The organism is Sphingomonas sp. KR3-1 (assembly GCF_040049295.1).
Taxonomy (GTDB): domain Bacteria; phylum Pseudomonadota; class Alphaproteobacteria; order Sphingomonadales; family Sphingomonadaceae; genus Sphingomonas.
Genome location: NZ_JBDZDQ010000001.1, coordinates 1,745,942 through 1,770,481, shown reverse-complemented (window position 1 = coordinate 1,770,481; position 24,540 = coordinate 1,745,942). Strand labels below are relative to the sequence as shown.

Sequence of the window (24,540 nt, the reverse complement as noted above, 5' to 3'; positions counted from 1 at the left end):
CCCCCTGTCCGCCAAGCGGCGCGGCGCTGTCAACGGCTGGCGGAGCGGCAGTGGTGGCGCAGCGGGCAGCGCGCGCAGTCGGTCGCGTCGAAGCGGCACAAAGTCTGACCCAGCTTCTTGGTGCCGATATGGAAGTCGAGAAAGTCGCGGCCCTGCCATTCGGGCATCGCGCCGGTCACCGCCTCGCTGGCGTGGCGCGCATCGGCATTGCGGTGGACCAGCCCAAGCCGCTGGAGCACCCGGCAGACATGGCCGTCGACGATCAGCACCGGCCGATCGAGCGTGCTGCCGTTGAGCGTCGCCGCGGCGACCTTGCGCCCCACGCCCGGCAGCCGCTCGAGCCAGGCAAGCGCTTCGTCGAGCGGCAGCGCGCCAAGAAAGCCCAGGTCGAAGCCGCGGCGCTCCGCCGCGATCCGCCCGAGCGCGCCGATCACATAGCCTGCCTTGTCCTCGGCATGGGTGACGGCGCCGATGCAGCGCAGGACCTGGGCCGGGTCGGCTGCCAGCACCTGGCCCGGCGTGCCGAACGCGGCGACCAGCCGGTCATAGGCGGCGAGCGATACCGCGTCCTGCGTCCGCCCGCTGATCATCGACTTGACCAGCGCTCCGATCGGCGTGCGCCGCGGCAGCGGCCCGGCCAGCGCGCGCATCGGCTCCAGCGCCGCCTGCCAGCGCAGGATATCGTCATGCCCGAAAAAGCCGAAGCCGGGTTGCATGGTGAGGACATAGAACAAAGATAGAACAAGCGCAATGTCCGGCTGGCGGCGGCAGTGCCGAGGTGGCAAGGGGCGGGGCATGCACGTCACCCATGATCCCGCCGCGCCGGCCGCCGAGACGATCGAGTTCGACCAGTTCCTCGCCGTCGATATCCGCATCGGCACGATCGTTGTGGCAGAGCCTTTTCCCGAGGCGCGCAAGCCGGCGTTCAAGCTGCTGATCGATTTCGGTCCGGCGATCGGCCGCAAGCGCTCCTCGGCGCAGATCACCGAACATTATGCGCTCGAGCAGCTGCCCGGGCTCCAGGTCGTCGCGGTGGTCAATTTTCCACCCCGCCAGATCGGCAAGTTCATGTCCGAAGTGCTGACGCTCGGCTTCCCCGATGCGGAAGGGAAGGTCGTGCTGTTCCACCCGTCGCAGTCCGTCCCGAACGGCGGCCGGCTGTTCTGACAGGTAGCGCTAACATTTTCGTTGAAACCTCCCGGACAGGCGCATAGCCTCGCCTCAAAATAACGAAGGGGAGGCAGACATGCTCAAGCGACTGGCGCTTGCCGCCATTGCTCTATCGGTTCCGGCAGGGGCATCCGCGCCGCGCGCGCAGACCGCGCCAGCAGCGGCGGCAGAGCCCGACATCCTCAACAATGCGAATCCGGACAGTTTCCAGGTCTATGGCCTGCCGGGCGGCGCCAAGCCGACGCCGATCAAGGACCCCAAGGTCCAATTCGGCAAGGCGATCCGCATCGAAACGCCGGGCGGCGGCAATGTGTGGAGTGTCGGCGTCAACTCGCCGCTCCAGGCAGGGGCGAAGAAGGGCGACAAGATCCTCATCGCCTTTTACGCGCGGGTCGAGAAGCCGGCGGACGGCACTACCAGCGCCACCATCGCCGCGGCCCAGCTCCAGCTCGCCGCCGCGCCCTATACCAAGGTGTTCGGCGAAGGCGTCACCGTCGGGCCGGAGTGGAAGCTCTACAAGGTCGCCGGCCATGCCGACCGCGACTATGCCAAGGGCGAGCTCGCCGCGGCGCTGCACGTCAACACGGCCAGGCAGACGCTCGATATCGGCGCGCTGGCGGTGCTGGACTTCGGGCAGAAGCCCTAGGCGCGCACCGCAGTCACCAGATAATTGAGCGTCTCGCGCGTGCCGGTGACGAAGCCTCGCGCGGGCGAGAAGCCCAGGCCGGTGCGGTCGATCACCTTCATGCCCGCGGCGACCAGCAATGCCTCCAGCTCCTCGGGGCGGAGGAACTTGCTCCAGTCGTGCGTGCCCTCGGGGATCGCGCCCGTGCCCTCGGCAAACGTGATCATCGCGATGCGCGAGGCGAGGGTGCGATTGGGGGTCGAGAGGATCATTAATCCGCCCTCGGCCAGCGCGCCGGCCAGCGCGCCGACGAATGCCGCCGGATCGGTGACATGCTCGATCACTTCCATCGAGGTGACGAGGTCGAAGGTCCGGCCGGGCAGGTTCTCGATCCCGCCGGCGACATAATCGATGTCGAGCCCGGTCGCGGCGGCGTGGGCGCGGGCGGCGCCGATATTCTCGGGCGCCGCGTCGATCCCGGTCATCGTCGCGCCCAGCCGGGCGAGCGGCTCGGCGAGCAGCCCGGCGCCGCAGCCGACGTCGATCGCGGTCCTGCCGGCGAGCGGCGTGAAGCTCGCGCCGTCCCCGCCCCAATGCGTGTCGATCGCGGCGCGGACATAGCCGAGCCGCGCCGGATTGAGCTTGTGGAGCATCGCCGAGGAGCCCTTGGGATTCCACCAATCGGCCGCCAGCTTGCCGAAATGCTCAGCTTCACGCGGGTCAATAGTTGCTTTGGTTGCGCTTGCCATGCGCCGCTCCTATCAGGGCGCCCCATTATCGTCATCCCCGCGCAGGCTGGGACCAAGCCCGCAAAGCAGACAGGCTCTTTCCATGGCGCGTATCGTGATGAAGTTCGGCGGCACCTCGATGGCGGGCATCGAGCGCATCCGGAACGTCGCCGCGCGCGTCAAACGCGAATGGGAAGCCGGCAATCAGGTCGCGGTGGTCGTCTCGGCGATGGCCGGCGAGACCGACCGGCTGGTCAATTTCTGCCGCGAGGCGAGCTCGCTCTACGATCCGCGCGAATATGACGTGGTCGTCGCCGCGGGCGAGCAGATCACCTCGGGCCTGCTCGCGATCACGCTCCAGGCGCTCGGCGTGCCGGCGCGCTCCTGGCTCGGCTGGCAGCTGCCGATCCACACCGACGACGCCTTCGCCAAGGCGCGCATCGGCGACATCGAGACCGGCCCGCTGCTCGCCAGCATGGAAGCACGCGAGGTCGCGGTGATCCCGGGCTTCCAGGGCATGCATGAAGGCCGCATCACCACGCTCGGCCGCGGCGGATCGGATACCTCGGCGGTGGCGGTGGCGGCGGCGGTCAAGGCCGATCGCTGCGACATTTATACCGATGTGGACGGGGTCTACACCACCGATCCGCGCATCGTGCCCCGGGCCCGCAAGCTCAAGAAGGTGACGTACGAAGAAATGCTCGAGCTCGCCAGCGTCGGGGCCAAGGTGCTCCAGACGCGCTCGGTGGGTCTGGCGATGAAGGAACAGGTCCGCGTGCAGGTGCTGTCGTCGTTCACCGGCGAGAACGCACCGATGGCGGACACGCTGCCCGGCACGATGATCGTGGGCGAAGAGGAGATACAGGACGTGGAAAGCCAGCTCATCACCGGCATCGCGCACGACAAGAACGAAGCCAAGATCACGCTCACCTCGGTGCCGGACAAGCCCGGCGCGGTGGCGACGATCTTCGACCCGCTCGCCGCGGCGAACATCAATGTCGACATGATCATCCAGAACATCGCGCACCAGAGCGCGGGTTCGGCGAGCGCGACCGACGTGACCTTCACCGTGCCGGCCGCCGACCTGGCGCGCTCGATCGAGACGCTCACCCAGGCCAAGGCGAGCATCGGCTTCGCGGAGCTGATCCAGGATACCCGCGTCGCCAAGATCTCGGTGGTCGGCGTCGGCATGCGCAGCCATGCAGGCGTCGCCGCGGCGATGTTCAAGACGCTCGGCGAGCGCGGGATCAACATCCAGGCGATCACCACCTCGGAGATCAAGGTCAGCGTGCTGATCAACGAGGACGAGACCGAGCTGGCGGTGCGCATCCTCCACACCGCCTACGGCCTCGACGCGACCGACGAGGCGGCCTGACCACTCCGGTTCGCCGCGACGCCTGCAACGAACGGTAACATGCGGCGCGATGCTGCCCCATTTCGGTCGCGCTGCCGCCGTGTCGGCATGGTTGGGGCAGGATTGTGATGATGTGGCTGCGCTCCCGTCTCTTTGCTGATTCGGGGCTGCTGCGCAGGCGCAGCGCGGCCTTGCTGTTCGCGATCATCGTCGAGCTGCTGCTCATCCTGCTGCTGCTGTTCTTCGTGCCGCCCCTGCCGGGCCGCAAGCAGAGCGGGCGCACCACCGTGTTCGGGATCGAGGCGTCGAAGGGCGAGGACAGCCCGGACAAGAAGACCTCGCAGAAGAAGGTCCAGAAGCGCGCGAGCGCGCAGAAGCAGCAGGCTCAGGCGCAGACCCAGCCCAAGCCGCCGGTGCCGTCTCCGGTCGAGACGCCGGTGCCCGTCGGCCCGCCGACCTTCCTCAAGCTCAGCCGCAACGACTATCAGCAGGGCGACATCTCCAAGGCGCCGACCCATCCCTCGACCAGCGATGGCGACAGCGCCGAGACCGCCGATGCCGGCGGCGGGGGCGGCAAGAGCGACACGCCGGCGGTCGGCAAGGGCCGGCATGGTGAGACGCTCTATGCCGCGGAATGGGTGCGCGAGCCGCGCAACGCCGAGCTCCAGCCCTATATCAACGAGAATCGCGCACGCTATCCGGGTTATGGGCTGGTCGCCTGCCGCACCGCGCCGCGCAACCGGGTCGAGGATTGCTACGAACTCGGCGAAACGGTCGGCACGGGCTTTGCGGGATCGGTGCGCCAGGCCGCGTTCCAGTTCCTCGTGCGGGCGCCGCGCGTCGACAACAAGCTGATGGTCGGCGCCTGGGTGTCGATCCGCATCGACTATAGCCAGACGCGCCGCGCACCCTGACCCTTGCCCCATGGGCGCTAGCGGGGCTAGGCGGGGGGATGACCAATGCATCTTCCGTCGGCGCCGAGCGCCTGACCCGCCGCATGGCCCGCGGCTGCGCGTTCCTCGGTTCCGAAGTCGCCATCCTGGGTGGCGCCATGTCCTGGGTGTCGGAGCGCAACCTGGTTGCCGCCATCTCCAATGCCGGCGGCTTCGGCGTGATCGCGTGCGGCGCGATGAGCCCCGAGCTGCTCGACAAGGAGATCGCCGGCACCAAGGCGCTCACCGCCAGGCCCTTCGGCGTAAACCTGATCACGATGCACCCGCAGCTCTTCGAGCTGATCGAAGTCTGCAACAAGCATGAGGTCGGCCATGTCGTCCTCGCCGGCGGCCTGCCGCCCGCGGGTTCGCTCGATGCGATCAAGGCGAATGGCGCCAAGCTGATCTGCTTCGCGCCGGCGCTCAGCCTCGCCAAGAAGCTGATCCGTTCGGGCGTCGATGCGCTGGTGGTAGAGGGCATGGAAGCCGGCGGCCATATCGGCCCGGTCTCGACCAGCGTGCTCGCGCAGGAGATCCTGCCCGAAGTCGCCGAGCAGGTCCCCGTCTTCGTCGCCGGCGGCATCGGCCGCGGCGAGGCGATCGCCGGCTATCTCGACATGGGTGCGGCCGGCGTCCAGCTCGGCACGCGCTTCGTCTGCGCCAGCGAGTGCATCGCGCACGCGAACTTCAAGAAGGCGTTCATCCGCGCCTCGGCGCGCGACGCGATCGCCAGCGTCCAGATCGATCCGCGCCTGCCCGTCATCCCCGTCCGCGCGCTCAAGAATGCCGCGGGCGAGCTGTTCACCGCCAAGCAGCGCGAAGTCGCCCAGCTGCTCGACGACGGCAAGATCGAGATGATGGAAGCCCAGCTCCAGATCGAGCATTACTGGGCCGGGGCGCTGCGCCGCGCCGTGATCGACGGCGATGTCGAGCATGGCAGCGTGATGGCGGGCCAGTCGGTCGGCATGGTCTCGAAGGAAGAGCCGGTGGCCGACATCATCGCCACGCTGATGGCCGAGGCCGCGCACGCGCTGGAGAAGCGCGCGGCCTGATGCCCTGGGGAGCGCCTCAGCGGCGCTCCCGGTAGAGCTGGTACAGCTCCTTCGCGCATTCGAAGGCGGATAGGGCGGCGACCGCGATCACGGCGATCGACAGGCCCTTGTCGAGGCCCTGCTGGACCTGGGCGACCTTGTCCGCGTCGCTGCCGGTGACGATCACGATCTGGCTCACCGCGTGCAGCGCCCTGGCGATCAGCAGCGTGCCGGCGGTGCTGCCGAGGATCAGCGCGGCGCGCAGCGGCTTCCAGGCCGGGCGAAGCAGGCTGACCAGGTTGAGCAGCAGGCGCGTCGAGACCAGCGCGATCACCGGCCAGTAGAGCTGGGTCCATATCGGCGCGCCGACCAGGTTGATCCTGGCGTCGTGCGGCACGAAGACGATCGGGAAGGCGCCTGCCCACCAGGCGAGGAACGCGAGGCCGAAGGCAATCTGGAACACCGGCTCCCAGCGCTTCTTCGGCGGCAGGTCGAGGCGCAGCTTGGGGAGATCGGGCAGCTCTTCGGGCTTCCACTTGGCGAGATAGTCGTCGAGCCAGCCGGTGCGCTCGATCACCGCGAAGCCGATCGTCACCAGCGCGGCATTGTAGATCAGCGAATGCACCAGCCCGCTGGAGCCGTGCAGGAGCGCGCGGCTGAAGTCGCCCACCACCATCGCTCCACCGATCTGCACCAGCTCGATCACCGCAACGATGGCGAGCACGACCTTGAGCACGAACCAGTAGAAGGGGAACACCTCCGATCCGATCAGCGCGCGCTGGCCGTGATATTGGCCGGCGACCGCGAGCGGATGGCCGAACTCGCGCAGCAGCTGGCTCACTTCCTCGCTGCGGAGCGGACGGCGCAGCGCTTCCTCGCGATCCTCGATCCGCGCGGCGATCAGGTCGGCCAGCTCGGCGATGATGTCGTCGGCCTTGGCAGCCGGCAGGTTCCAGCGCACCGCGCCGAGATAGCGTTCGATCAGGTCCATCACTTGTCTCCCTGCGTCAGGCGGAGGATCGATTCGGAGATTGCGTTCCATTCGGCGAGCAGCTGGCCGAGCACGTCGAGACCCACCGGCGTCAGCCGGTAGAAGCGCTTGTTGCGCTTGGCCTCCTCGCGCCATTCGCTGGTCAGCAGTCCCTGGCTCTCGAGCCGGCGCAGCAGCGGGTAGAGCGCCCCTTCGTCGATCGGCAGCCCGGCTTCCTCCAGGCTGGTGCGCAGCGTGTAGCCATAACGCTCCTCGCGCAGCGCGCCGAGCACCGCCAGCACCAGCGAGCCGCGTCGCAGCTCGATGCGCAACTTCTCGAACAGGTCTTCTTCGATCGGCATCTGCCTGTGCCTCATATCGTGTATGACGCATACTATGTATCACACAGTATTGTGAGTTGCAACCGTTTCGCAGGCGGTTGCAATTTGCGACGAATCGAGCCGGTAAACGACTGATTCACAAGGATTATTGAGGGCGGATTCAGCGCGATGCGCGAGGCTGGCTCCGGGGATTAGAGACCGGGGGGTTTCTTGCATGAAGACGATTATTCGGGGCGCTGCGGCGCTTGTTGCACTCGCGTGCGCGCTGCCTGCGCATGCGCAATATCAGACCAGTGAAGGCGCGTGGCCGCTGCCGCCGGCGGGTTCGGCACCGAACCAGCTGATCCCGGCGATTGCCGGGGACGGGCATTACATGACCGTCAATCTCGGCATCTCGCGCGAAGAGACGGCGTGGCACGTCCGCGCCGCGCTCAACGTCGCGGCGCTCGGTTGCCGCGACGTGGCGGAGCGCGAGACGGTTGCGGCCTATAATGCGATGCTCGGCCGGCACCGGGCGCCGCTCGCCGCCGCCGATCTGGCGGTGAAGGCGCAGTATCGCGCGCGCTACGGCGTGGGTTGGGATTCGCGGCACGACCGCGACATGACCCGCGTTTACAATTTCTTCGCCCAGCCGCCCGCGCAGACCGGCTTCTGCCGGGTTGCCCGCGCTGTGCTGGCCGAGGCGGCGCAGGTGAGCCCGGACCGGTTCGCGGCCTTCGCGATGGAGGCGCTGCCGCGGCTCGAGGCGCCGTTCACCGACTTCTACCGCGATTACGACGCCTGGCGCGTCGCTGATCGCGCCTGGCAGGGGCAGCTGGCCAGCCTTCAGCGCTGATCGGGCATGCCCAAGGAATTGTGTTCGCCTGCGTAATGGCGTGGGCGAACACAATCTGTTAGCGCGGGTGCATGCCCGTGTCCGCAGCCGCCTCGGCCCGTGAGATCCTGACGCGCCTCCACGACGTGATGGCGTCGCGCAACCCCGCGCAATCGAAGCTCAATTCGGTCGTGGGCATCATCGGCGGCGCGCTCGATAGCGAAGTCTGCTCGATCTATCTGCTGCGCGAGGGCCTGCTCGAGCTCTATGCCACCCGCGGCCTGTCGCAGGACGCCGTCCATGTCACCAAGCTCGCGCTCGGCGAGGGCCTGGTCGGCACGATCGCCCAGAATGTCGAGACGCTGAACCTTGACGAGGCTGAGCTGCATCCCGCCTTCGCCTATCGCCCGGAAACGGGGGAAGAGGCGTTCCACAGCTTTGCCGGCGTGCCGATCATCCGGCGCGAGCGCGCAGTGGGCGTGCTCGCCGTGCAGCATGCCGAATCGCGCCGCTATGCCAGCGAGGAGATCGAGGCGCTGCAGACCGTGGCGATGGTGCTCAGCGAGCTGATCGCCAATGCCGACCTGATCGATGCCGCGGCGGGCGGCGGCTCCACCCGGCTCCAGTCGACCGCCCCCGAAGTCGGGCACGGCTTCAAGCTGGTCGACGGCATGGCCGCCGGCGTCGCCGTGTTCCACCAGCCGCGCATCGTCATCGAGCATACCGTCGCCGAGGATACCGAGGCCGAGCGCCACCGCGTCTATGCCGCGTTCGACAAGATGCGCGAGCAGATCGACCGGATGGCCAGCCAGGCAGAGTTCGGCGGCGGCGGCGAGCATGATGAGATCCTCGCGACCTACAAGATGTTCGCCTATGACGAGGGCTGGTCGCGCCGGATCAACGAGGCGATCGATTCCGGCCTGACCGCCGAGGCGGCGATCGAGCGCGTCCAGCAGCGCACCCGCCAGCGCATGCGCGAGATCGACGATCCGCTGCTGCGCGACCGGATGCACGACCTGGAGGACCTGTCCAACCGGCTGCTCCGCATCGTCTCGGGCCAGCTCGGTACCGCGGCGCAGATGGGGCTGCGCCAGGATTCGATCCTGATCGCCAGGAATCTCGGTCCGGCGGAGCTGCTCGAATATGATCGCCGCCGCCTCAAGGGCGTGATCCTCGAGGAAGGCTCACTGACCGCCCACGTCACGATCGTCGCGCGTGCGATGGGCGTGCCGGTGCTCGGCCGCGTCCGCAACATCCGCCAGCTGATCGCCGAGGGCGACATGCTCCTCCTCGACACCGCCGAGGAAAGCCTGTTCGTCCGCCCAACGCCGGCGATGCAGGAAGCCTTCGAGACCAAGCTCGAGCTCAGCCACAAGCGCCGCGCCGCCTTCGCCGAAATGCGGGGCGTCGCGCCGGTCACCGCCGACGGCCACCGCGTGACGGTGATGATCAATGCCGGCCTGCGCGACGACCTGGCGGCGCTCGACCTGACCGGCGCGGACGGCATCGGCCTGTTCCGCACCGAGTTCCAGTTCCTCGTCTCCGCCACCTTGCCCCAGCGCGAGGCGCAGAAGCGGCTCTACAAGGATGTGCTCGAGGCCGCGGGCGACCGCCCGGTCACCTTCCGCACCGTCGATATCGGCGGCGACAAGGCGCTGCCCTATCTCAACCATGACGAGGATGGCGAGGAAGAGAACCCGGCGATGGGCTGGCGAGCGCTGCGCCTCGCGCTCGATCGCGATGGCCTGATGAAGGCGCAGGCGCGCGCGCTGATCGAGGCGGGTGCCGGCCGCCCGCTCAACATCATGTTCCCGATGGTCTCCGAGCCCTGGGAATTCGACGAGGCGCGCACGCTGTTCGAGGCGCAGCGCGCCTGGCTCGCGGCGCGCGGGCGCAAGATGCCGACCGAGATCCGCTACGGCGCGATGCTCGAGGTGCCGGCGCTCGCCGAAGTGCTCGACGTGCTGCTGCCCCGGCTCGACTTCCTGTCGATCGGCACCAACGACCTCACCCAGTTCCTGTTCGCCGCCGATCGCGCGCATCCCAAGCTCGCGTTGCGCTATGACTGGCTCAGCCCCTCGATCCTGCGCTTCCTGCAGCGCGTCACCAGCCAGTGCCACGCCGCGGGCGTGCCGGTGGGCGTGTGCGGCGAGATGGGCGGGCGTCCGCTCGAGGCGCTGGCGCTGCTCGGGCTCGGTATCGATCGCCTGTCGATCACGCCTGCCGCGGTCGGGCCGATCAAGGCGATGATCCGCTCGGTCGACCGCGCCGCGCTACGCGAGGCGGTTGCCGGCATGCTCACCCGGCCCCAGGGCTCGCTGCGCGCCGCGCTCGAGGGCTGGGCAAGCGAACATAGCGTCGAACTGGCCTGAACTACTGGCAAAATCGCCCCTGTCGGCGTTGACAGGGGCGGTTTGGTGAACGACAGCTTCAAGCGTCGGCGGGAGCATCGGGCGCAACCCTTCCGCCCGGAGAGTATGGATGGAAGGCGAAGCCGCCGAGGACCCGAACCTGTTCCCGACCAGCGTGGGCGAAAAGCTGCGCGCCGCACGGGAAGCACAGGGTCTCGACTTACCCGAGATCGCCGCGCGCACGCGCATTCCGCAGCGGCATCTCGAGGCGATCGAGAGGGGCAATTACGCCGGGCTTCCTTCGATCACCTATGCACTGGGCTTCGCCAAGGCCTATGCCCGCGCGGTGGGCGCCGATGAAGTGACGATCGCCCGCGATCTGCGCGCCGAGCTCCACCACAATCCCGAGCGCGCCGCACCGGTCCCCGCCTATGAAACCGCCGATCCCTCGCGCGTGCCCTCGCGCGGCATCGCGATCGTCGGCGTGATCCTGGCGCTGCTGCTCGTCGTGGGCGGCGGCCTCTATTATGGCACCGACTTGTTCCGCGGCAGCGCGCCGGCGCCCGAGACGCTAGCGACCGACGAACCGACCGCCAATGTTGCCGACAATGCCGCGATGGCCAACAGCGCCACACCGGTGGCGGCGGCTGGCGGCCAGGTCGCGCTGATCGCGCTCGACACGGTCTGGATCCGCGTCACCGATGCCAAGGGCACCAAGCTGGTCGAGAAGGAGCTTGCTGCCGGCGAGCGCTACGACGTGCCGGCCGATGCCGATCATCCGCGCATCCTCACCGGCGGCCCCGAGAAGCTGCAGGTCACGCTCAACGGCTCGAACATCGATCCGCTCGGCAAGCCGGGCACCACGGTCAATGTCGAGGTGAGCGCCGATGCGCTGCGCGGCCGCGGCCAGCCCGGCGCGGTGACGGCGAGCCCGACGCCGGCCCCTGCCGCGACGACGACGGCGCGCCGCCCGGCGGAGCGCCCGGCCGCGCGCCTTTCGGTTGCGACGCCGACGCCGGCGCCCGCCGAGCCCGCGCCTGCGACGAGCACTGGCAACAGCGCGCCGTAAGGGACTGGCACGGTCGCGGGCGTCGCGGCTATAGCAAGGCCTTGTTCTTCCATGTCTGACCTGCACCGGGGGGTGTGATCGATGCGTTTTCTTCTGGCTGCCACGGCTCTTGCCGTCGTCCTTGGTGCCACCGGCACCGCCCAGGCCCAGGACACGGCGCTCACCGGCCGGGTCGACCGGCTCGAGCGCGAGATGCGCGCGGTGCAGCGCAAGGTATTCCCGGGCGGCGCCGGCCAGACGGTCGAGCCGCAGATCACGCCCGAGACCAATACCAACGTCCCCGGCACCCCCGCGAGCTCCCCGCTCGCCGACATGACCCAGCGCGTCACTGCGCTCGAGGAGCAGCAGCGCACGCTCACCGGCCAGGTCGAGCAGGGCCAGTATCGCCTGCGCCAGCTCGAGGACGCGTTCGCCGCCTATAAGCGCGGCGCCGATGCCCGGATCAAGGCGCTCGAGGATCGCTCGGCCGCCAATGCTGCGCTCGGCGGCGAGGACACCACCGTGCCCGGGGATACCGGCGGCGCCGTGATCCGCCCGCCCGCGAGCAATCCGCGCCCGAGCATCCCGGCGCCCGGCAGCGCCGCTGGCACCACCGCACCCGCCAAGCCGACGCCCGCCGCGCCGGCCACCGGCACGCGCGCGCAGCAGCTCGCCGCGATCGAGAAGCCCAATACGGGCGATCCGGCCGAGGATGGCTACACCTATGGCTATCGCCTGTGGCAGGCGAAGCTCTATCCGGAGGCGCGCCGCGAGCTCGAAACCGTGGCGACCAAATATCCCACCCATCGCCGCGCCAGCTATTCGCAGAACCTGCTCGGCCGCGCCTATCTCGATTCGGGCGCGCCCAGCCTGGCGGCGGTGGCGTTCTACGAGAACTACAAGAAGAACCCGAAGGGCGAGCGCGCGCCCGACAGCCTCTATTATCTGGCTCAGGCGCTCATCAAGCTGAAGAAGCCCGCCAGCGAAGTGTGCAAGGTCTATACCGAGCTCGACCAGCTCTATGGCGACAAGCTCTCGGTCGAGATGAAGACCGGCATGGCCGAGGGACGTGCAAGCCAGAAGTGCAAGTGACCGGCTGACGCTCGATCCGGCAACGGTCGCGCGTTTCCGGCAGGATCTGCTGGCGTTGACCGGTGCCGAGCCCGGTGACCAGCGCCTGGCGCTCGCCGTATCGGGCGGACCCGACAGCCTGGCGTTGCTGCTGCTTGCCCATGCCGCCTTTCCCGGCGCCGTGGTCGCCGCCACGGTCGATCACGGCCTGCGCCCCGAGGCGGCGGAAGAGGCTGCGCTGGTCCGGGGCCTGTGCAACCAGCGCGACGTGCCGCACGAGACCTTGGCAGGAACGGTATCCGCCAGCGGCAACCTCCAGCAGGGCGCCCGCGAGCTGCGCTATGCCCTGCTCGCCGATTGGGCGCGGGGCCGCGCCTCCTGGATCGCCACCGCCCACCAGCAGGACGATGTCGCCGAGACCTTCCTGATGCGCGCCCGGCGCGGCGCGGGGGTCGGCGGGCTAGCCGCGATGGCCGCCGCCCGGCCGCTCGCCGAGGCGCTGCTCGTCCGCCCGCTGCTCGGCTGGAGCCGCACCGAGCTGGCCGAGCTGGTCGCCCGCGCCGGGATCGCCCCGGTGCGCGATCCCTCCAACGCCGATCCGCGCTTCGATCGCGCCCGCATCCGCGCGCTGCTGGGCGAAGCGGAGGACCTGCCCGCCGATCGCCTCGCGAGCGCCGCGCGCAACCTGCGCGATGCCGAGGATGCCCTTTCCTGGGCAGCGGAGCGCGAATGGGCCGCGCGCGCCCTGGTTGAAGCTGGCGGCGTGACGCTCGATCCCGCCGGCCTGCCGCGCGAGCTGCGCCGCCGCCTCGCCGAGCGCGCCGTCGCCAGCGTCCGCACCGCGCACGGCCTGCACGGCGACTGGCGCGAGACCGGGCTCGACCCGCTCCTCGCCGCGCTCGACGCCGGCGGCTCCGGTACTCTTGCGGAAGTGATCGCGCGAACCAAAGCGGGTATCTGGCGTTTCGAACTGGCGCCGCCGCGTCGATCACACTGATCGACGCTGTTCCATTGCCATTAACTTGGCCGTGCCTATCTTGGGGCGTGAAAGGTACCGATTCCGCATGAGCGACAACGACAAGCAGCAGCAGGGTCCGGAAAATGGGGGCAACCCCTGGATGAAGAGCCTGTTGATCTGGGTGGGCATCCTGGCCGCATTGGCCCTGTTCGTCTCGATTTTCGGCAATCGCGATGCGCCCGCCCCGGGTGAGGGCATCGCCTATTCCGATTTCATGGCGAAGGTGAACAACGGCGAGGTCAAGTCGGTCAACGTCTCGCGCACCACCGGCGTGGTCAGCGGTGAGCTGTCGGGCGGCGGCAAGTTCCGCACCAACGCGCCCGAAGATCCCAAGATGATCGAGACGCTGCTGGCGAAGAACGTCAAGGTCTCCGCGCGGGCGGAAGAGGGTCCGAACATCTGGATCTACCTGCTCTACCAGTCGTTGCCGTTCCTGCTGATGCTCGGCGTCGCCTTCTTCGTGATCCGCCAGATGCAGAAGGGCTCGGGCTCGGGCGCGATGGGCTTCGGCAAGTCGCGCGCGCGCCTGCTGACGCAGAAGGAAGGCAAGGTCACCTTCGACGACGTCGCCGGCATCGACGAGGCGCGCGAGGAGCTGCAGGAGATCGTCGAGTTCCTCAAGGACCCGACCAAGTTCGCCCGCCTCGGCGGCAAGATCCCCAAGGGCGCGCTGCTCGTCGGCTCGCCCGGCACCGGCAAGACGCTGCTCGCCCGCGCCATCGCAGGCGAGGCGGGCGTGCCCTTCTTCACCATTTCGGGCTCGGACTTCGTCGAGATGTTCGTCGGTGTTGGTGCCAGCCGTGTGCGCGACATGTTTGAGCAGGCCAAGAAGTCGGCACCGTGCATCGTCTTCATCGACGAGATCGACGCCGTCGGCCGCTCGCGCGGCGCGGGCCTCGGCAACCAGAATGACGAGCGCGAGCAGACGCTCAACCAGCTGCTCGTCGAGATGGACGGCTTCGAGGCGAACGAAGGCATCATCATCATCGCGGCGACCAACCGTCCCGATGTGCTCGATCCCGCGCTGCTGCGTCCCGGCCGCTTCGACCGTCAGGTCCAGGTGCCCCGTCCGGACATCGAAGGCCGCGTGAAGATCCTCCAGGTCCATATGAAGAAGGTGCCGTTGGCGCCCGACGTGGATCCGCGGGTGATCGCGCGGGGCACGCCGGGCTTCTCGGGTGCCGATCTCGCCAACCTCGTCAACGAGGCTGCGCTGCTCGCCGCCCGCCGCGGCAAGCGGCTGGTCGCAGCGCAGGAGTTCGACGATGCGCGCGACAAGGTGCTGATGGGTGCCGAGCGCCGCTCGATGGTGATGACCGACGACGAGAAGCGGATGACCGCCTATCACGAGGCCGGCCACGCGCTGGTCTTCGCGCACGAGCCGACCGCAGATCCGATCCACAAGGCGACGATCATCCCGCGCGGCTTTGCCCTCGGCATGGTCCAGCCGCTGCCGGAGCGCGATTCGTACAGCTATCACCGTGACAAGATGCACGCCGACATCGCCGTGGCGTTCGGCGGCCGCATCGCCGAGGAGTTGATCTTCGGCTATGACAAGGTCTCGTCGGGTGCGTCGAGCGACATCCAGCAGGCGACGCGGCTTGCGCGCTCGATGGTCACCAAATGGGGCCTGTCGGATGCAGTCGGCCCGCTCGACTTCTCCGAGAGCGAAGAGAGCTATGGCTATTCGATGGCCCGCTCCAAGCCGATGTCGGACGAGACGGCGCGGCTGATCGACAGCGAAGTGAAGGCCTTTGTCGAGCGCGGCCTGCAGCGCGCTCGCCAGCTGCTGACCGACCATATCGACCAGCTCCACACCATTGCGCTGGCGCTGCTCGAGTACGAGACGCTTACCGGCGAGGAGATCAAGCGTCTGATCGCCGGCGAGGATCTCGGCCGCCAGGATCCGGGCGCGACCGCCCGGCCGACGGCAGTGGCGGGCACCTCGATCCCCAAGATCAGCAAGCCCAAGGGTCCGTTCGGCCAGCCGGCGCCGCAGGGCGCCTGAGCTTAGCCTCCCGTCCAAAGAAAAAGGCCTCCCCGTTCGCTCGGGGAGGCCTTTTTCCTTTTCGTCATGCTCGCCTGCGCGGGGACGACGGGGAGAGGGCGAAAAGGCGCGACGCCCTAATCCGCCTCAGCCGAACATCCCCAGCGCCACCAAGATCAGCACGAAGATCGTCAGGATCCAGCTGATGAAGACCGTCAGCAGCGTGGCGCGCAGCGTCGCGGAGACCCAGCCGATCGCATAGGCCTGCTGCAGCTGCCGGGTGATGTGGACGAACGGGATCGCCAGCGCCGCCACCGCCAGCCAGCCGCCGCTCATCCCGATCGCGGCGGCCACCGCCACTACGATGTAGAACAGCGACATGAACGCGATCGAGTAGATGATGAAGATCGTGTGGTCGTAGAGCTTGTACTGCCGCTTCCAGAAGAACAGCAGCCACAGGAACGGCAGCGACAGCGGGATCAGCAGCCAGGAAAATTTGTAGCTCGCCGACTGGAGCTTGTAGAGCATCAGCGCCGGGTTCTTCTGCCATTTCTCGATGCCGTGATCGAGCGCGTGCCAGCCGGTATGCGCCGTGGTCGTGGTGACATGGACCTTGCCGTCGCCGAGCGATTTGCTTGCCTCGTCGATTCCCTTCAGGTCGTCCTGTGCTTCGGCGATCCGGCTGCGATATTCGGCGCGGTCGTCCTCATCGGTGGCCTTGGCCAGCTTGGCCTGCGCCCGTTCGAGCTTCTGCTGGGCGTCCTTGCGTGCGAAATCGAGCGCCGCGACGGGCTTCATCGAATTGGTGTCGAGGTCGGTCGGCGTCGAAATGCCCACCCAGGAGAAGACTGCGAACATCGCGAAGACCGAGAACAGGAAGATCGCCATCGGCGAGACGAAGCGCGCGCGCTCACCGCCGATATAGCGCCGGGTCAGGTCGCCTGGGCGCCAGGCCAGCATCGGCAGCGTGCGCCACAACTTCCCGTCGAAATGGAAGACGCCGTGGAGCAGGTCGTGCCCGATCGCGTGCAGCGAACGGTGGACATGCCCCGCCTGCCCGCAATTGTGGCAATGCGATCCGATCAGCGCGGTGCCGCAATTGAGGCACAGCCCATGCGCCCCGCCATGGCCTTCACCTGCATTCGGCTCGACCGCACGGCCGAGCAATGCCCCTGTCGCCAGTTCCCCGGCTGCTTCGATTCCCCCCGACATGGCGCCTTGGCTACCAGCTTCATGCTGCACGTGCTAGCGGGTGCAGATCATGACCGACGTCTCCACGCTGATCGCCGATATGGCAGCCCGCGCCCGCATCGCAGCAACCAGCCTCGCCGCGATGCCGACCCCGGCCAAGGCCGCCGCCCTGCGCGCCGCCGCCGCCGCGATTCGCGCCGATTCGGGTGCGATCCAGGCCGCCAATGACGAGGACATGGCCGCCGCCGAAGCCAATGGCCTGTCCGGCGCGCTGCTCGATCGCCTAAAGCTCGACGCCAGGCGCATCGAGGGCATGGCCGCCGGCGTCGAGGCCGTGGCCGGGCTCGCCGACCCGGTCGGCAACGTGATCGACCGGGTCGATCGGCCCAATGGCCTCGTCCTCACCCGCGTCCGCGTGCCGATCGGGGTGATCGGCATCATCTATGAGAGCCGGCCCAACGTCACCGCCGATGCCGGCGCGCTCTGCGCGATGGCCGGCAATGCCGCGATCCTGCGCGGCGGCTCGGAAGCGATCCGCTCGAACCGCGCGATCCATGCGGCGCTCGCCCGCGGGCTGGAGGAGGGCGGCATGCCTGCGGACGCGGTGCAGCTCGTCCCCGTCACCGATCGCGCCGCGGTCGGCGCGATGCTCACGGCCGAGGGTGCGATCGACATGGTCGTGCCGCGCGGCGGCAAGGGCCTCGTCGCCCGCGTCCAGGCCGAGGCGCGCGTCCCCGTGCTCGCGCATCTCGACGGCATCAACCACACCTATATCGACGGCGCCGCGGAGCCGGGGATGGCGCGCGCCCTCGCGCTCAACGCCAAGATGCGCCGCACCGGCATCTGCGGCGCGACCGAGACGCTGCTGATCGACCGCGCCTTTGCCGATCCCAGGCCGATTCTCGCCGCGCTCGCCGATGCCGGCTGCGAGCTGCGCGGCGATAGCGACGCGCGCGCGCTCGAACCGCGCATGATCGCCGCGAATGTCGAGGACTGGGACACCGAATATCTCGATTCGATCCTGTCGGTGAAGCTGGTCGACGGCGTCGATGCCGCGATGGCGCACATCGCCGCGCACGGCTCGCACCATACCGACGCGATCGTCACCGCCGACGAGGCCGTGGCCGAGCGTTTCCTTGCCCAGGTCGACAGCGCCATCGTCGTGTGGAACGCCTCCACCCAGTTCGCCGACGGCGGCGAGTTCGGCCTCGGCGCCGAGATCGGCATCTCCACCGGCCGCCTCCACGCCCGCGGCCCGGTCGCGCTGGAGGGGCTCACCACCTACAAATGGGTGGTGCGCGGCACGGGCCAAGCCCGGCCATGAGCGATAGCGTGACGCTGTGGCGGCCCGTTGGCCCGGCGGAGCTCGCTTTGATCGAGGAAAGCGGGATGTCCGCCTTTCCGCCGCGCCTGCCGGAGCAACCTATTTTCTACCCGGTCACCACCGAAGAATATGCGGTGAGGATCGCACGCGATTGGAACGTCCCCGAGAGCGGCTCGGGGTTCGTTACACGCTTCGCGGTCCGCGGCGATTTCCTCGATGCCTATCGCGTCGAGGAAGCGGGTGGGCGAGCGCACTGCGAATATTGGATTCCCGCCGAGGATCTGCCCGCCTTCAACGCCGCGATCATCGGTCCGATCGAGGTGGTGCGCAGCTTTCCCGAATAGCCGCTATTTTGCCGCCGTCACTGGCGCCGTCACTGGCGCCGTCGAGAGCCCGAGCTCGTCGCGGAACGCCTTGGTGTTGGTGTCGCGCGCCAGGAAGTTGCGGATCAGCTGGTCCGCCGGCTCCGACCCGCCCGGATCGAGCACCGCGCGGCGATAGGCGATCGCGGTCTTCGGGTTGCGCATCCCCTCGGCCTTGAAGCGGGTGAACAGGTCGAGCGCGATCGCCTTGGACCAGGTGTAGGTATAGTAGATCGCCGAATAGCCGTTGAGATGGCCGAACGCGGCATACATGTGGGCCTGCGGGTCTTCCTTCACCAGTGAATAGCGATTGTAGAGCTCGAGATAGTTGCTCGCCAGGTCGAAGCCGGCGGGCTTGGTGTAGAAGCCCAGCGACACCGCCGAGAAGCCGAGCTGGCGCTGCCAGCTCGCCGCCTCGCCGAAATGCCGCGCCGCGTTCATCTTGGCGACCAAGGCCGCCGGGATCGGCTCGCCCTTGTCGTTGCTCGCAAAGGCCTTGAGCGTGTCATAGTCCCACACCCATTCCTCGAGCAGCTGCGAGGGGGATTCGATGAAGTCCCATTGCAGCTGGTCCATGCCCTGCGTCGCGAAGCGCTGGTGCCCTGAATAGAGGCTGTGGATCAGGTGGCCGAACTCGTGGAGGAAGGTCTCGACATCGCCATGGTCCATCGGCCCGGTCGCCGGGAAGTTGCAGAGCAGCGCGCCCACCGGGATCCGCGCGCCGGCGACGCCGGCCTGGATGCCGAACTGCGCGGCATGGTTGTACTTGCCTTCGCGCGGGGAGAGGTCGAGGTAGAAGCGACCGACCAGCGTCTTGCCGTCCCACAGCTCCCAGGCGCTCACCCCCGGCGCCCAGACCGGCGCGCCCTGCCAGGGGCGGATATCGCCGCCGAACAGGTCGTGGACCAGCTGGAAGATGCCCTTCTGTGCCTTGGCGAGCGTGAAATATTGCCGCACGACGCTCGCATCGACGTCATATTGCTCCTTCTTCACCAGGTTGCTGACATAGCCGGTGTCCCAGCCGTGCAGCTCGGTCGCATTGGGGTCGATCTGGCGATAGCGCGCGAGCAGCCGGTCGGTATCGCGCTTCGCCGCCGCCATCGCCGCGCCGTTGATCTCATCGAGGAAGGTCTGCGCCCGCTGGGGCGATCCGATCATCTTGTCCTTGGTGATCAGCGTCGCATAATCGGGGAAGCCCAGCGTCTGCGCGAGCTCCTGGCGCTTGGCGATCAGCTTGGCGAGCACCGGGTCGTTCACCGGATGCGCGCGGTTGACGAAGGCGAGATAGACCGCCTTGCGCGTCTCGGGCCGGTCGGCGAACTTGAAGATCGGGAACACGTCCGGATAGGTCGTGGTCAGGTGGATCTTGCCGTCCGCGCCGGGCTTGTGCGCGTCGATATAGTCCTGCGGCATCCCCGCCAGCGCATCGGCGGGCAGGGTGACGCCGGTCTTGTCCTCGGAGATGTTGCGGTCGAACTCGAGGCCGACCGTGGTGATGTCCTTGTTGAGCTGGGCGATCTTCGCGCGCGTCGGCGCGTCGCGGTCGACGCCGGCCAGCCGGTAGGAGAGCAGCTGCTTGTCGAGCGTGAACGCCGTCTTCGCGTCGAGCCCGGCCCTGGGGATCGCCGCCAGCCGGTCGTAGACCGGGCGCGACAGCGAGATGTCGGTGCTGATCGCGGAGAGCTGCTCCGAGCATTTCTGGCCGGCATCGCGCACCGGCGCCTTGGTGCTGGTCTGCGAGATGAAATACATCTGGCCGGTGGTGTCGCCGATCAGGTTGAGCAGCGTATCATAGCGCTGATAGTCGCCCGCGATGCTCGCCGGGCCGCTGCGCGCCTCGAGCGCCTTGAACAGCTTCTTCGATAGCGCGTCGGCGGCGGCGCAGCGCGCATCGACCGCGGCGGCGCTGGCGGGGTTGATGTCCTGGCCCTTGAGGAAGACCGCCACCTCGTCCGCGGGCGGCGGCGTCGCCGCGCCGATGCAGCCGATCCAGGCCGAGAATGCGATGCCGAGCGCTGTCTTGCGCATGATACCCCCCAAGTCGCTATATGCAGGCCATTGCGTATCAAGCGGGGAAGGCTTCGACAATAAACGTGCACAGGCCGGTTTCGAGAAATGCCAGGCGCATCGGCCTGCTCGGCGGTTCGTTCAATCCCGCGCATCTGGGGCACCGCAAGCTCTCGCTCCACGCGATTCGCGCGCTGGGGCTCGACGAGGTGTGGTGGCTGGTCTCGCCGGGCAATCCGCTGAAGGACAAGGCCGGCATGGCGCCGTTCAAGGCGCGCATGGCCTCGGCCCGGGCGATGGCGCGCCACGCGCCGATCCGGGTGACCGGGATCGAGAAGCGGATCAAGACGCGCTACACCGCCGATACGATCCGCAAGCTGCCCCGGCTCTTCCCGCGCCATCGCTTCATCTGGCTGATGGGCGCGGACAATCTGGCGCAATTCCACAAATGGGAGCGCTGGCGCACGATTGCCGAGCAGGTTCCGATTGCGGTGATCGCGCGTCCGGGGTATGACCGGGACGCCCATGCAAGTCCTGCAATGGGTTGGCTGCGGCGCGCTGTGCGGCCCGCAGGCCAGGCGAAGAACTGGACGCGTTGGAGATTGCCGGCCCTCGTGCTGTTGCGCTTCCGCCCCGATCCTACGTCGGCGACGAGCCTTAGGGCCGCCGATCCCGCCTGGCACCGGCGTTATGCGGGTACCCGTCAAGGTGACACTTTGACAGGTTCGGATACGGCGTCGTCTCCATCACAACACCGCACAGGCCCGTTGCAACCCTAGGAGGCCCCTTGGCCACTTCGTCCAATGTTCTGCGTTCGTCCGATGCCGCTGGCAGCGTCGAGGCGCTGCATCAGCTCGTGATGGCGTCGCTCGATGACGATCAGGCGGTCGAGACGATCTCGATCCCGCTCGCCGGCAAGAGCAGCATCGCCGACTATATGGTCGTGGCATCGGGGCGCTCGACGCGCCAGGTCGCCTCGATGGCGGTCAAGCTCGCCGACAAGATCAAGGCCGAGTTCGGCCGCACGCCGCGCGTGGAGGGCCTGCCCACCGCCGATTGGGTGCTGATCGACGCGGGTGACGTGATCATCCACCTGTTCCGCCCCGAGGTGCGCAGCTTCTACAATCTCGAGCGGATGTGGTCGTTCGGCGAAGCCGGCCAAGCTTGATTCGCTAACCAGGGAGCCGCGCCGGCAATGCAGCTCCACATCATCGCGCGCGGCAAGATCGGCCGCAGCCCCGAGGCGGAGTTGGTCGATCGCTATCTGAAGCGCATCCAATGGCCGACGCGGGTGACCGAGCTGCCCGATACCGGCGGCAAGATGCCCGACATCGCCGGCGCCACCCGCATCGTCCTGCTCGACGAGCTCGGCGAGAACCTGCCCTCGCGCGTCATTGCCGAGCGGCTGGGTGCCTGGCGGGACGATGGCGTGCGCGAGGCGCGCTTCCTGATCGGCGCGGCGGACGGCTTCGGCGATGCCGAGCGCGCCGGGGCGGACCTGCTGATCAGCTTCGGCCGCGCCACCTGGCCGCACATGATGGCCCGCGCGATGCTCGCCGAGCAGCTCTGGCGCGCCACCTCGATCCTTGCCAACCATCCCTATCATCGCGAAGGCTGAGCCGCGATGCTCCGCCCGCTGATTCTCGGCGCCAGTCTGCTGGCGATCCTCGCCACCGGCAGCCTTGCCGCGGCACAGGCGCCGAGCCTGTCCGAGCAGCAGGGCCGGCTGCGCGACGCTACCGCCCAGTCCAACGCCGCCCAGGCGCGCAGCGCCGCGCTCGAGCGCCAGGCCGCGGCAGAGCGCGACCAGGCGCGCCAGGCCCGCGCCCAGGAAGCCGCCGCCGCCGAGCGGATCAAGGCGGCCGAGGCCGATATCGCCGCCGCCCGTGCGCGCATCTCGATCGTCGATCGCCAGCTCGCCGAGCAGCGCACCCGAGTCGCTGAGCGCCAGGGGCCGATCCTCCGCCTGATCGCCGCGCTCCAGTCGATGGCTCGCCGCCCGGCGGTGCTCGGCCTCGTCCAGCCCGGCTCGACCGCCGACATGGTCCATGTCCGCGCCGTGCTCGGCACGGTGATGCCCGTGGTCGAGGCGCGCACCCGCGACGTCCGCGCCGAGCTTGGCCGGGTCCGCCAGCTCCGCGCCCAGGCGCTCGCCGCCGTAGACAGCTTCCGCGAGGCGCGCGGCCGGATCGAGAATGAGCGCGTCGCCCTGGTCAAGCTCGAGGCCGATCACCGCGCCCGTTCGCGCGAGCTGGCGTCGAGCGCGCTGGTCGAATCGGACCGCGCGATCGCGCTCGGCGAGCATGCCCGCGAGATCGTCGACCAGATGGAGACCGCCGGCGAGGCCGCACAGATCCAGGCCGGGCTCGAGGCGCTTCCCGGCCCGCTGCCGCGCCCCGGCAGCGCCGGTCCCACCACGCATCGCGGCGGCGCGCCCTATATCCTGCCGATCGCCGGCGCGGTCGTCACCGGCATGGGCGAGCTTTCCGCCACCGGGGTGCGCGCCCGCGGCATCACGCTCGCCTGCGCCGCCAATGCCGTCGCCGTCGCCCCCGCGCCTGGCCGCATCCTCTTCGCCGGGCCGTTCCGCGACTATGGCGGGGTGGTGATCATCGATCACGGCAATGGCTGGACCAGCTCGATCACCGGGCTGGGCGGCATCGCGGTCCGTGTCGGGGCGCAGGTCGCCCAGGGCATGCGCATCGGCCGCGCCCCTGCCGGCGAGGCCCCGCACGTCACCATAGAGCTGCGCCGCCGCGGCGAACCGATGGACCTCGCGCGCCTGCTGGGATGAATCGCCGTGCATTTGCCGCGATCCCGTCCTAGGTTGCTCGCCAAGAACCGCGTTTCCGGAAAGTCGTTATGCTTCGTTCGTTCCTTCAGGTCACCGCCGCCGTCGGCGCGCTGGCGCTCGTCCCTATCGCCTCGGGCGCCATGGCGAGCGTCGATACTTCGAGCTTCAAGGAGCTCGACACCTTCATGGAAGTCTACAGCCAGGTGAAGGCGAACTACGTCGACAAGGTCGACGACGCCACGCTGATGAAGGGCGCGATCCAGGGCATGCTCGCCGCGCTCGATCCGCATTCGAGCTTCGCCGACGGGCTCGATTTCGACAATCTCAAGATCCAGACCGACGGCAATTACGGCGGCCTCGGCCTGACGGTCACCCAGGAAGACGGCGCCGTGAAGGTCATCGCGCCGACCGAGGACACCCCGGCCGCGCGCGCGGGCATGAAGTCGGGCGACTTCATCACCCATATCGACGGCAAGTTCATCGTCGGCGGCAGCCTCGACGAGGCGATCGAATCGATGCGCGGCAAGCCCGGCACCAAGGTGACGCTCACCGTGGTCCGCCCCGGAGCCGACAAGCCGCTCACCTTCACGATGACGCGCGAAGTGATCGTCCAGAAGCCGGTGAAGTGGGACGTCAAGGACGGCGTCGGCATCATCAACATCAACACCTTCACTGCGCAGACCGGCGCCGACACCGCCAAGGCCATCGCCGAGATCGACAAGAAGCTCGGCCACAAGCCGCTCGGCTATATCGTCGATCTGCGCGAGAATGGCGGCGGGCTGCTCAGCCAGGCGATCGAAGTGTCCGACGTGTTCCTGTCGCACGGCGAGATCGTCTCGCAGCGCGGCCGCGAGAAGACCGATATCGAGCGCTGGTATGCCGATGTGAACGAGCCCGGCATGACCTCGATCCCCGGCGATCTCGCCAAGGGGCTCCCCGTGGTCGTGCTGATCGACGCGGGCACCGCCTCGGCCTCGGAGATCGTCGCCGGCGCGCTCCAGGATCATCACCGCGCGCTCGTCATGGGCGTGCGCAGCTTCGGCAAGGGCTCGGTCCAGTCGATCCTGCCGATGGGCCCGCGCGCCGCGCTGCGCCTCACCACCGCGCGCTACTACACGCCCTCGGGCCGCTCGGTGCAGGAAGGCGGGATCAAGCCCGATCTGCTCGTGCCGCAGCTCACCGATCCCGACTATAAGAGCCGCCCGGCGATCCGCGAGGCCGATCTGCGCGCGCATCTGATCAACAACGACAAGGTCGATGATTCGGTGCTCGAGGACGACGCCCGCACCGATCCGCGCTTCGCCAAGACCGCCGAGCAGCTCAAGAAGGAGGGCGTTGACGACTTCCAGCTGAGCTACGCCGTCCAGAGCATCGCGCGCCTCGGGCCCAAGACCCAGGTCGCCGCGACGAAGAGCAAGTAAG

General features: G+C 68.5%; 24 protein-coding genes. 18 read left to right on the top strand and 6 right to left on the bottom strand.

Annotated elements, in window-relative coordinates; genetic code table 11:
- Nucleotides 1-29 precede the first annotated feature (29 nt).
- A complete protein-coding gene (locus ABLE38_RS08595) occupies nucleotides 30-716 on the bottom strand; it encodes an endonuclease III (RefSeq protein ID WP_348973742.1) in 687 nt (228 codons plus the stop codon).
- A gap of 79 nt (nucleotides 717-795) precedes the next feature.
- Here ABLE38_RS08595 and ABLE38_RS08590 point away from each other — a divergent pair, with 79 nt between their 5' ends.
- Both ABLE38_RS08590 and ABLE38_RS08585 read left to right on the top strand, forming a co-directional pair.
- Nucleotides 796-1,167, top strand: a complete 372-nt coding sequence (locus ABLE38_RS08590; protein ID WP_348973741.1) for a tRNA-binding protein — start codon at nucleotides 796-798, stop codon at nucleotides 1,165-1,167.
- A 79-nt stretch (nucleotides 1,168-1,246) separates the two neighbouring features.
- Nucleotides 1,247-1,816 (top strand): hypothetical protein, encoded by a 570-nt coding sequence (locus ABLE38_RS08585; protein WP_348973740.1) that lies wholly within the window; start codon nucleotides 1,247-1,249, stop codon nucleotides 1,814-1,816.
- Here the strand turns inward: ABLE38_RS08585 and ubiG are convergent.
- On the bottom strand, nucleotides 1,813-2,544 hold the full coding sequence (gene ubiG / locus ABLE38_RS08580) for a bifunctional 2-polyprenyl-6-hydroxyphenol methylase/3-demethylubiquinol 3-O-methyltransferase UbiG (protein ID WP_348973739.1): 732 nt from the start codon (nucleotides 2,542-2,544) through the stop codon (nucleotides 1,813-1,815). The two genes, ABLE38_RS08585 and ubiG, sit on opposite strands and share 4 nt — an antisense overlap.
- An 82-nt stretch (nucleotides 2,545-2,626) precedes the next feature.
- On the opposite strand from ubiG, the gene ABLE38_RS08575 reads away from it, so the two are divergent.
- From ABLE38_RS08575 to ABLE38_RS08565, 3 genes are all read left to right on the top strand, one after another.
- Complete coding sequence (locus ABLE38_RS08575) at nucleotides 2,627-3,898, top strand: aspartate kinase (RefSeq protein ID WP_348973738.1); 1,272 nt, start codon at nucleotides 2,627-2,629, stop codon at nucleotides 3,896-3,898.
- A 110-nt stretch (nucleotides 3,899-4,008) separates the two neighbouring features.
- On the top strand, nucleotides 4,009-4,791 hold the full coding sequence (locus ABLE38_RS08570; protein ID WP_348973737.1) for a hypothetical protein: 783 nt from the start codon (nucleotides 4,009-4,011) through the stop codon (nucleotides 4,789-4,791).
- A 38-nt stretch (nucleotides 4,792-4,829) separates the two neighbouring features.
- Nucleotides 4,830-5,861 carry a nitronate monooxygenase family protein gene (locus tag ABLE38_RS08565; protein WP_348973736.1) on the top strand — a complete coding sequence of 344 codons (1,032 nt, stop codon included), beginning with the start codon at nucleotides 4,830-4,832 and terminating at the stop codon, nucleotides 5,859-5,861.
- Between the two features lie 16 nt (nucleotides 5,862-5,877).
- Here the strand turns inward: ABLE38_RS08565 and ABLE38_RS08560 are convergent, their stop codons facing one another.
- Nucleotides 5,878-6,831 (bottom strand): hypothetical protein, encoded by a 954-nt coding sequence (locus ABLE38_RS08560; RefSeq protein ID WP_348973735.1) that lies wholly within the window; start codon nucleotides 6,829-6,831, stop codon nucleotides 5,878-5,880.
- Nucleotides 6,831-7,172: a PadR family transcriptional regulator gene (locus ABLE38_RS08555; protein ID WP_348973734.1), complete on the bottom strand. Its 342-nt coding sequence runs from the start codon at nucleotides 7,170-7,172 to the stop codon at nucleotides 6,831-6,833. Before ABLE38_RS08555 ends, ABLE38_RS08560 begins: the two co-directional genes overlap by 1 nt.
- Nucleotides 7,173-7,365: 193 nt before the next feature.
- Here ABLE38_RS08555 and ABLE38_RS08550 point away from each other — a divergent pair, with 193 nt between their 5' ends.
- The 6 genes from ABLE38_RS08550 (at nucleotide 7,366) to ftsH (ending at nucleotide 15,461) form a co-directional block, all read left to right on the top strand.
- A complete protein-coding gene (locus ABLE38_RS08550) occupies nucleotides 7,366-7,986 on the top strand; it encodes a hypothetical protein (RefSeq protein WP_348973733.1) in 621 nt (206 codons plus the stop codon).
- Between the two features lie 71 nt (nucleotides 7,987-8,057).
- Nucleotides 8,058-10,337: a phosphoenolpyruvate--protein phosphotransferase gene (gene ptsP / locus ABLE38_RS08545; RefSeq protein ID WP_348973732.1), complete on the top strand. Its 2,280-nt coding sequence runs from the start codon at nucleotides 8,058-8,060 to the stop codon at nucleotides 10,335-10,337.
- A gap of 109 nt (nucleotides 10,338-10,446) precedes the next feature.
- Nucleotides 10,447-11,385, top strand: a complete 939-nt coding sequence (locus tag ABLE38_RS08540; protein WP_348973731.1) for a helix-turn-helix domain-containing protein — start codon at nucleotides 10,447-10,449, stop codon at nucleotides 11,383-11,385.
- Nucleotides 11,386-11,466: 81 nt separating this feature from the next.
- Nucleotides 11,467-12,456 carry a hypothetical protein gene (locus tag ABLE38_RS08535; RefSeq protein WP_348973730.1) on the top strand — a complete coding sequence of 330 codons (990 nt, stop codon included), beginning with the start codon at nucleotides 11,467-11,469 and terminating at the stop codon, nucleotides 12,454-12,456.
- Nucleotides 12,434-13,432 carry a tRNA lysidine(34) synthetase TilS gene (tilS, locus tag ABLE38_RS08530; protein WP_348973729.1) on the top strand — a complete coding sequence of 333 codons (999 nt, stop codon included), beginning with the start codon at nucleotides 12,434-12,436 and terminating at the stop codon, nucleotides 13,430-13,432. Before ABLE38_RS08535 ends, tilS begins: the two co-directional genes overlap by 23 nt.
- A 67-nt stretch (nucleotides 13,433-13,499) precedes the next feature.
- On the top strand, nucleotides 13,500-15,461 hold the full coding sequence (gene ftsH, locus ABLE38_RS08525) for an ATP-dependent zinc metalloprotease FtsH (protein ID WP_348973728.1): 1,962 nt from the start codon (nucleotides 13,500-13,502) through the stop codon (nucleotides 15,459-15,461).
- Nucleotides 15,462-15,587: 126 nt separating this feature from the next.
- On the opposite strand, the gene ABLE38_RS08520 is transcribed toward ftsH, so the two are convergent.
- Entirely contained in the window at nucleotides 15,588-16,652 is a 1,065-nt protein-coding gene (locus ABLE38_RS08520; RefSeq protein WP_348973727.1) for a DUF3667 domain-containing protein, read from the bottom strand.
- 49 nt (nucleotides 16,653-16,701) lie between these two features.
- Between ABLE38_RS08520 and ABLE38_RS08515 the strand changes: the two genes are divergently transcribed.
- The gene (locus tag ABLE38_RS08515; RefSeq protein ID WP_348973726.1) at nucleotides 16,702-17,955 is read left to right on the top strand and encodes a glutamate-5-semialdehyde dehydrogenase; all 1,254 of its coding nucleotides are present in this window, start codon (nucleotides 16,702-16,704) and stop codon (nucleotides 17,953-17,955) included.
- A 47-nt stretch (nucleotides 17,956-18,002) separates the two neighbouring features.
- Complete coding sequence (locus ABLE38_RS08510; RefSeq protein ID WP_348973725.1) at nucleotides 18,003-18,299, top strand: hypothetical protein; 297 nt, start codon at nucleotides 18,003-18,005, stop codon at nucleotides 18,297-18,299.
- Between the two features lie 3 nt (nucleotides 18,300-18,302).
- Here the strand turns inward: ABLE38_RS08510 and ABLE38_RS08505 are convergent, their stop codons facing one another.
- Entirely contained in the window at nucleotides 18,303-20,345 is a 2,043-nt protein-coding gene (locus ABLE38_RS08505; RefSeq protein WP_348973724.1) for a M3 family metallopeptidase, read from the bottom strand.
- Nucleotides 20,346-20,365: 20 nt separating this feature from the next.
- Here ABLE38_RS08505 and ABLE38_RS08500 point away from each other — a divergent pair, with 20 nt between their 5' ends.
- The 5 genes from ABLE38_RS08500 to ABLE38_RS08480 all read left to right on the top strand — a co-directional run bounded on the left by ABLE38_RS08500 (nucleotide 20,366) and on the right by ABLE38_RS08480 (nucleotide 24,539).
- Nucleotides 20,366-21,103, top strand: coding sequence for a nicotinate-nucleotide adenylyltransferase (locus ABLE38_RS08500; protein ID WP_348973723.1), 738 nt, complete (start codon nucleotides 20,366-20,368; stop codon nucleotides 21,101-21,103).
- Nucleotides 21,104-21,183: 80 nt separating this feature from the next.
- Nucleotides 21,184-21,492: a ribosome silencing factor gene (gene rsfS / locus ABLE38_RS08495; protein WP_348974467.1), complete on the top strand. Its 309-nt coding sequence runs from the start codon at nucleotides 21,184-21,186 to the stop codon at nucleotides 21,490-21,492.
- Between the two features lie 27 nt (nucleotides 21,493-21,519).
- A complete protein-coding gene (locus ABLE38_RS08490) occupies nucleotides 21,520-21,942 on the top strand; it encodes a 23S rRNA (pseudouridine(1915)-N(3))-methyltransferase RlmH (protein WP_348973722.1) in 423 nt (140 codons plus the stop codon).
- Between the two features lie 6 nt (nucleotides 21,943-21,948).
- A complete protein-coding gene (locus tag ABLE38_RS08485) occupies nucleotides 21,949-23,118 on the top strand; it encodes a peptidoglycan DD-metalloendopeptidase family protein (protein WP_348973721.1) in 1,170 nt (389 codons plus the stop codon).
- A 68-nt stretch (nucleotides 23,119-23,186) separates the two neighbouring features.
- Nucleotides 23,187-24,539, top strand: a complete 1,353-nt coding sequence (locus ABLE38_RS08480; protein WP_348973720.1) for a S41 family peptidase — start codon at nucleotides 23,187-23,189, stop codon at nucleotides 24,537-24,539.
- The last annotated feature ends 1 nt before the right edge of the window (nucleotide 24,540 follow it).

What these genes read in the sequence shown, in the direction of transcription:
- ABLE38_RS08485 (WP_348973721.1), top strand. Translation starts at nt 21,949, where the DNA reads ATGCTCCGCCCGCTGATTCTCGGCGCCAGTCTGCTGGCGATCCTCGCC.
- ABLE38_RS08535 (WP_348973730.1), top strand. Translation starts at nt 11,467, where the DNA reads ATGCGTTTTCTTCTGGCTGCCACGGCTCTTGCCGTCGTCCTTGGTGCC.
- ABLE38_RS08565 (WP_348973736.1), top strand. Translation starts at nt 4,830, where the DNA reads ATGACCAATGCATCTTCCGTCGGCGCCGAGCGCCTGACCCGCCGCATG.
- ABLE38_RS08540 (WP_348973731.1), top strand. Translation starts at nt 10,447, where the DNA reads ATGGAAGGCGAAGCCGCCGAGGACCCGAACCTGTTCCCGACCAGCGTG.
- ABLE38_RS08505 (WP_348973724.1), bottom strand. Translation starts at nt 20,345, where the DNA reads ATGCGCAAGACAGCGCTCGGCATCGCATTCTCGGCCTGGATCGGCTGC.
- ABLE38_RS08490 (WP_348973722.1), top strand. Translation starts at nt 21,520, where the DNA reads ATGCAGCTCCACATCATCGCGCGCGGCAAGATCGGCCGCAGCCCCGAG.
- ABLE38_RS08515 (WP_348973726.1), top strand. Translation starts at nt 16,702, where the DNA reads ATGACCGACGTCTCCACGCTGATCGCCGATATGGCAGCCCGCGCCCGC.
- rsfS (WP_348974467.1), top strand. Translation starts at nt 21,184, where the DNA reads ATGGCGTCGCTCGATGACGATCAGGCGGTCGAGACGATCTCGATCCCG.
- ABLE38_RS08520 (WP_348973727.1), bottom strand. Translation starts at nt 16,652, where the DNA reads ATGTCGGGGGGAATCGAAGCAGCCGGGGAACTGGCGACAGGGGCATTG.
- ABLE38_RS08575 (WP_348973738.1), top strand. Translation starts at nt 2,627, where the DNA reads ATGGCGCGTATCGTGATGAAGTTCGGCGGCACCTCGATGGCGGGCATC.
- ftsH (WP_348973728.1), top strand. Translation starts at nt 13,500, where the DNA reads ATGAGCGACAACGACAAGCAGCAGCAGGGTCCGGAAAATGGGGGCAAC.
- ptsP (WP_348973732.1), top strand. Translation starts at nt 8,058, where the DNA reads ATGCCCGTGTCCGCAGCCGCCTCGGCCCGTGAGATCCTGACGCGCCTC.
- ABLE38_RS08550 (WP_348973733.1), top strand. Translation starts at nt 7,366, where the DNA reads ATGAAGACGATTATTCGGGGCGCTGCGGCGCTTGTTGCACTCGCGTGC.
- ubiG (WP_348973739.1), bottom strand. Translation starts at nt 2,544, where the DNA reads ATGGCAAGCGCAACCAAAGCAACTATTGACCCGCGTGAAGCTGAGCAT.
- ABLE38_RS08480 (WP_348973720.1), top strand. Translation starts at nt 23,187, where the DNA reads ATGCTTCGTTCGTTCCTTCAGGTCACCGCCGCCGTCGGCGCGCTGGCG.
- ABLE38_RS08560 (WP_348973735.1), bottom strand. Translation starts at nt 6,831, where the DNA reads ATGGACCTGATCGAACGCTATCTCGGCGCGGTGCGCTGGAACCTGCCG.
- ABLE38_RS08555 (WP_348973734.1), bottom strand. Translation starts at nt 7,172, where the DNA reads ATGCCGATCGAAGAAGACCTGTTCGAGAAGTTGCGCATCGAGCTGCGA.
- ABLE38_RS08595 (WP_348973742.1), bottom strand. Translation starts at nt 716, where the DNA reads ATGCAACCCGGCTTCGGCTTTTTCGGGCATGACGATATCCTGCGCTGG.
- ABLE38_RS08570 (WP_348973737.1), top strand. Translation starts at nt 4,009, where the DNA reads ATGTGGCTGCGCTCCCGTCTCTTTGCTGATTCGGGGCTGCTGCGCAGG.
- ABLE38_RS08585 (WP_348973740.1), top strand. Translation starts at nt 1,247, where the DNA reads ATGCTCAAGCGACTGGCGCTTGCCGCCATTGCTCTATCGGTTCCGGCA.
- ABLE38_RS08500 (WP_348973723.1), top strand. Translation starts at nt 20,366, where the DNA reads ATGCAGGCCATTGCGTATCAAGCGGGGAAGGCTTCGACAATAAACGTG.
- ABLE38_RS08590 (WP_348973741.1), top strand. Translation starts at nt 796, where the DNA reads ATGCACGTCACCCATGATCCCGCCGCGCCGGCCGCCGAGACGATCGAG.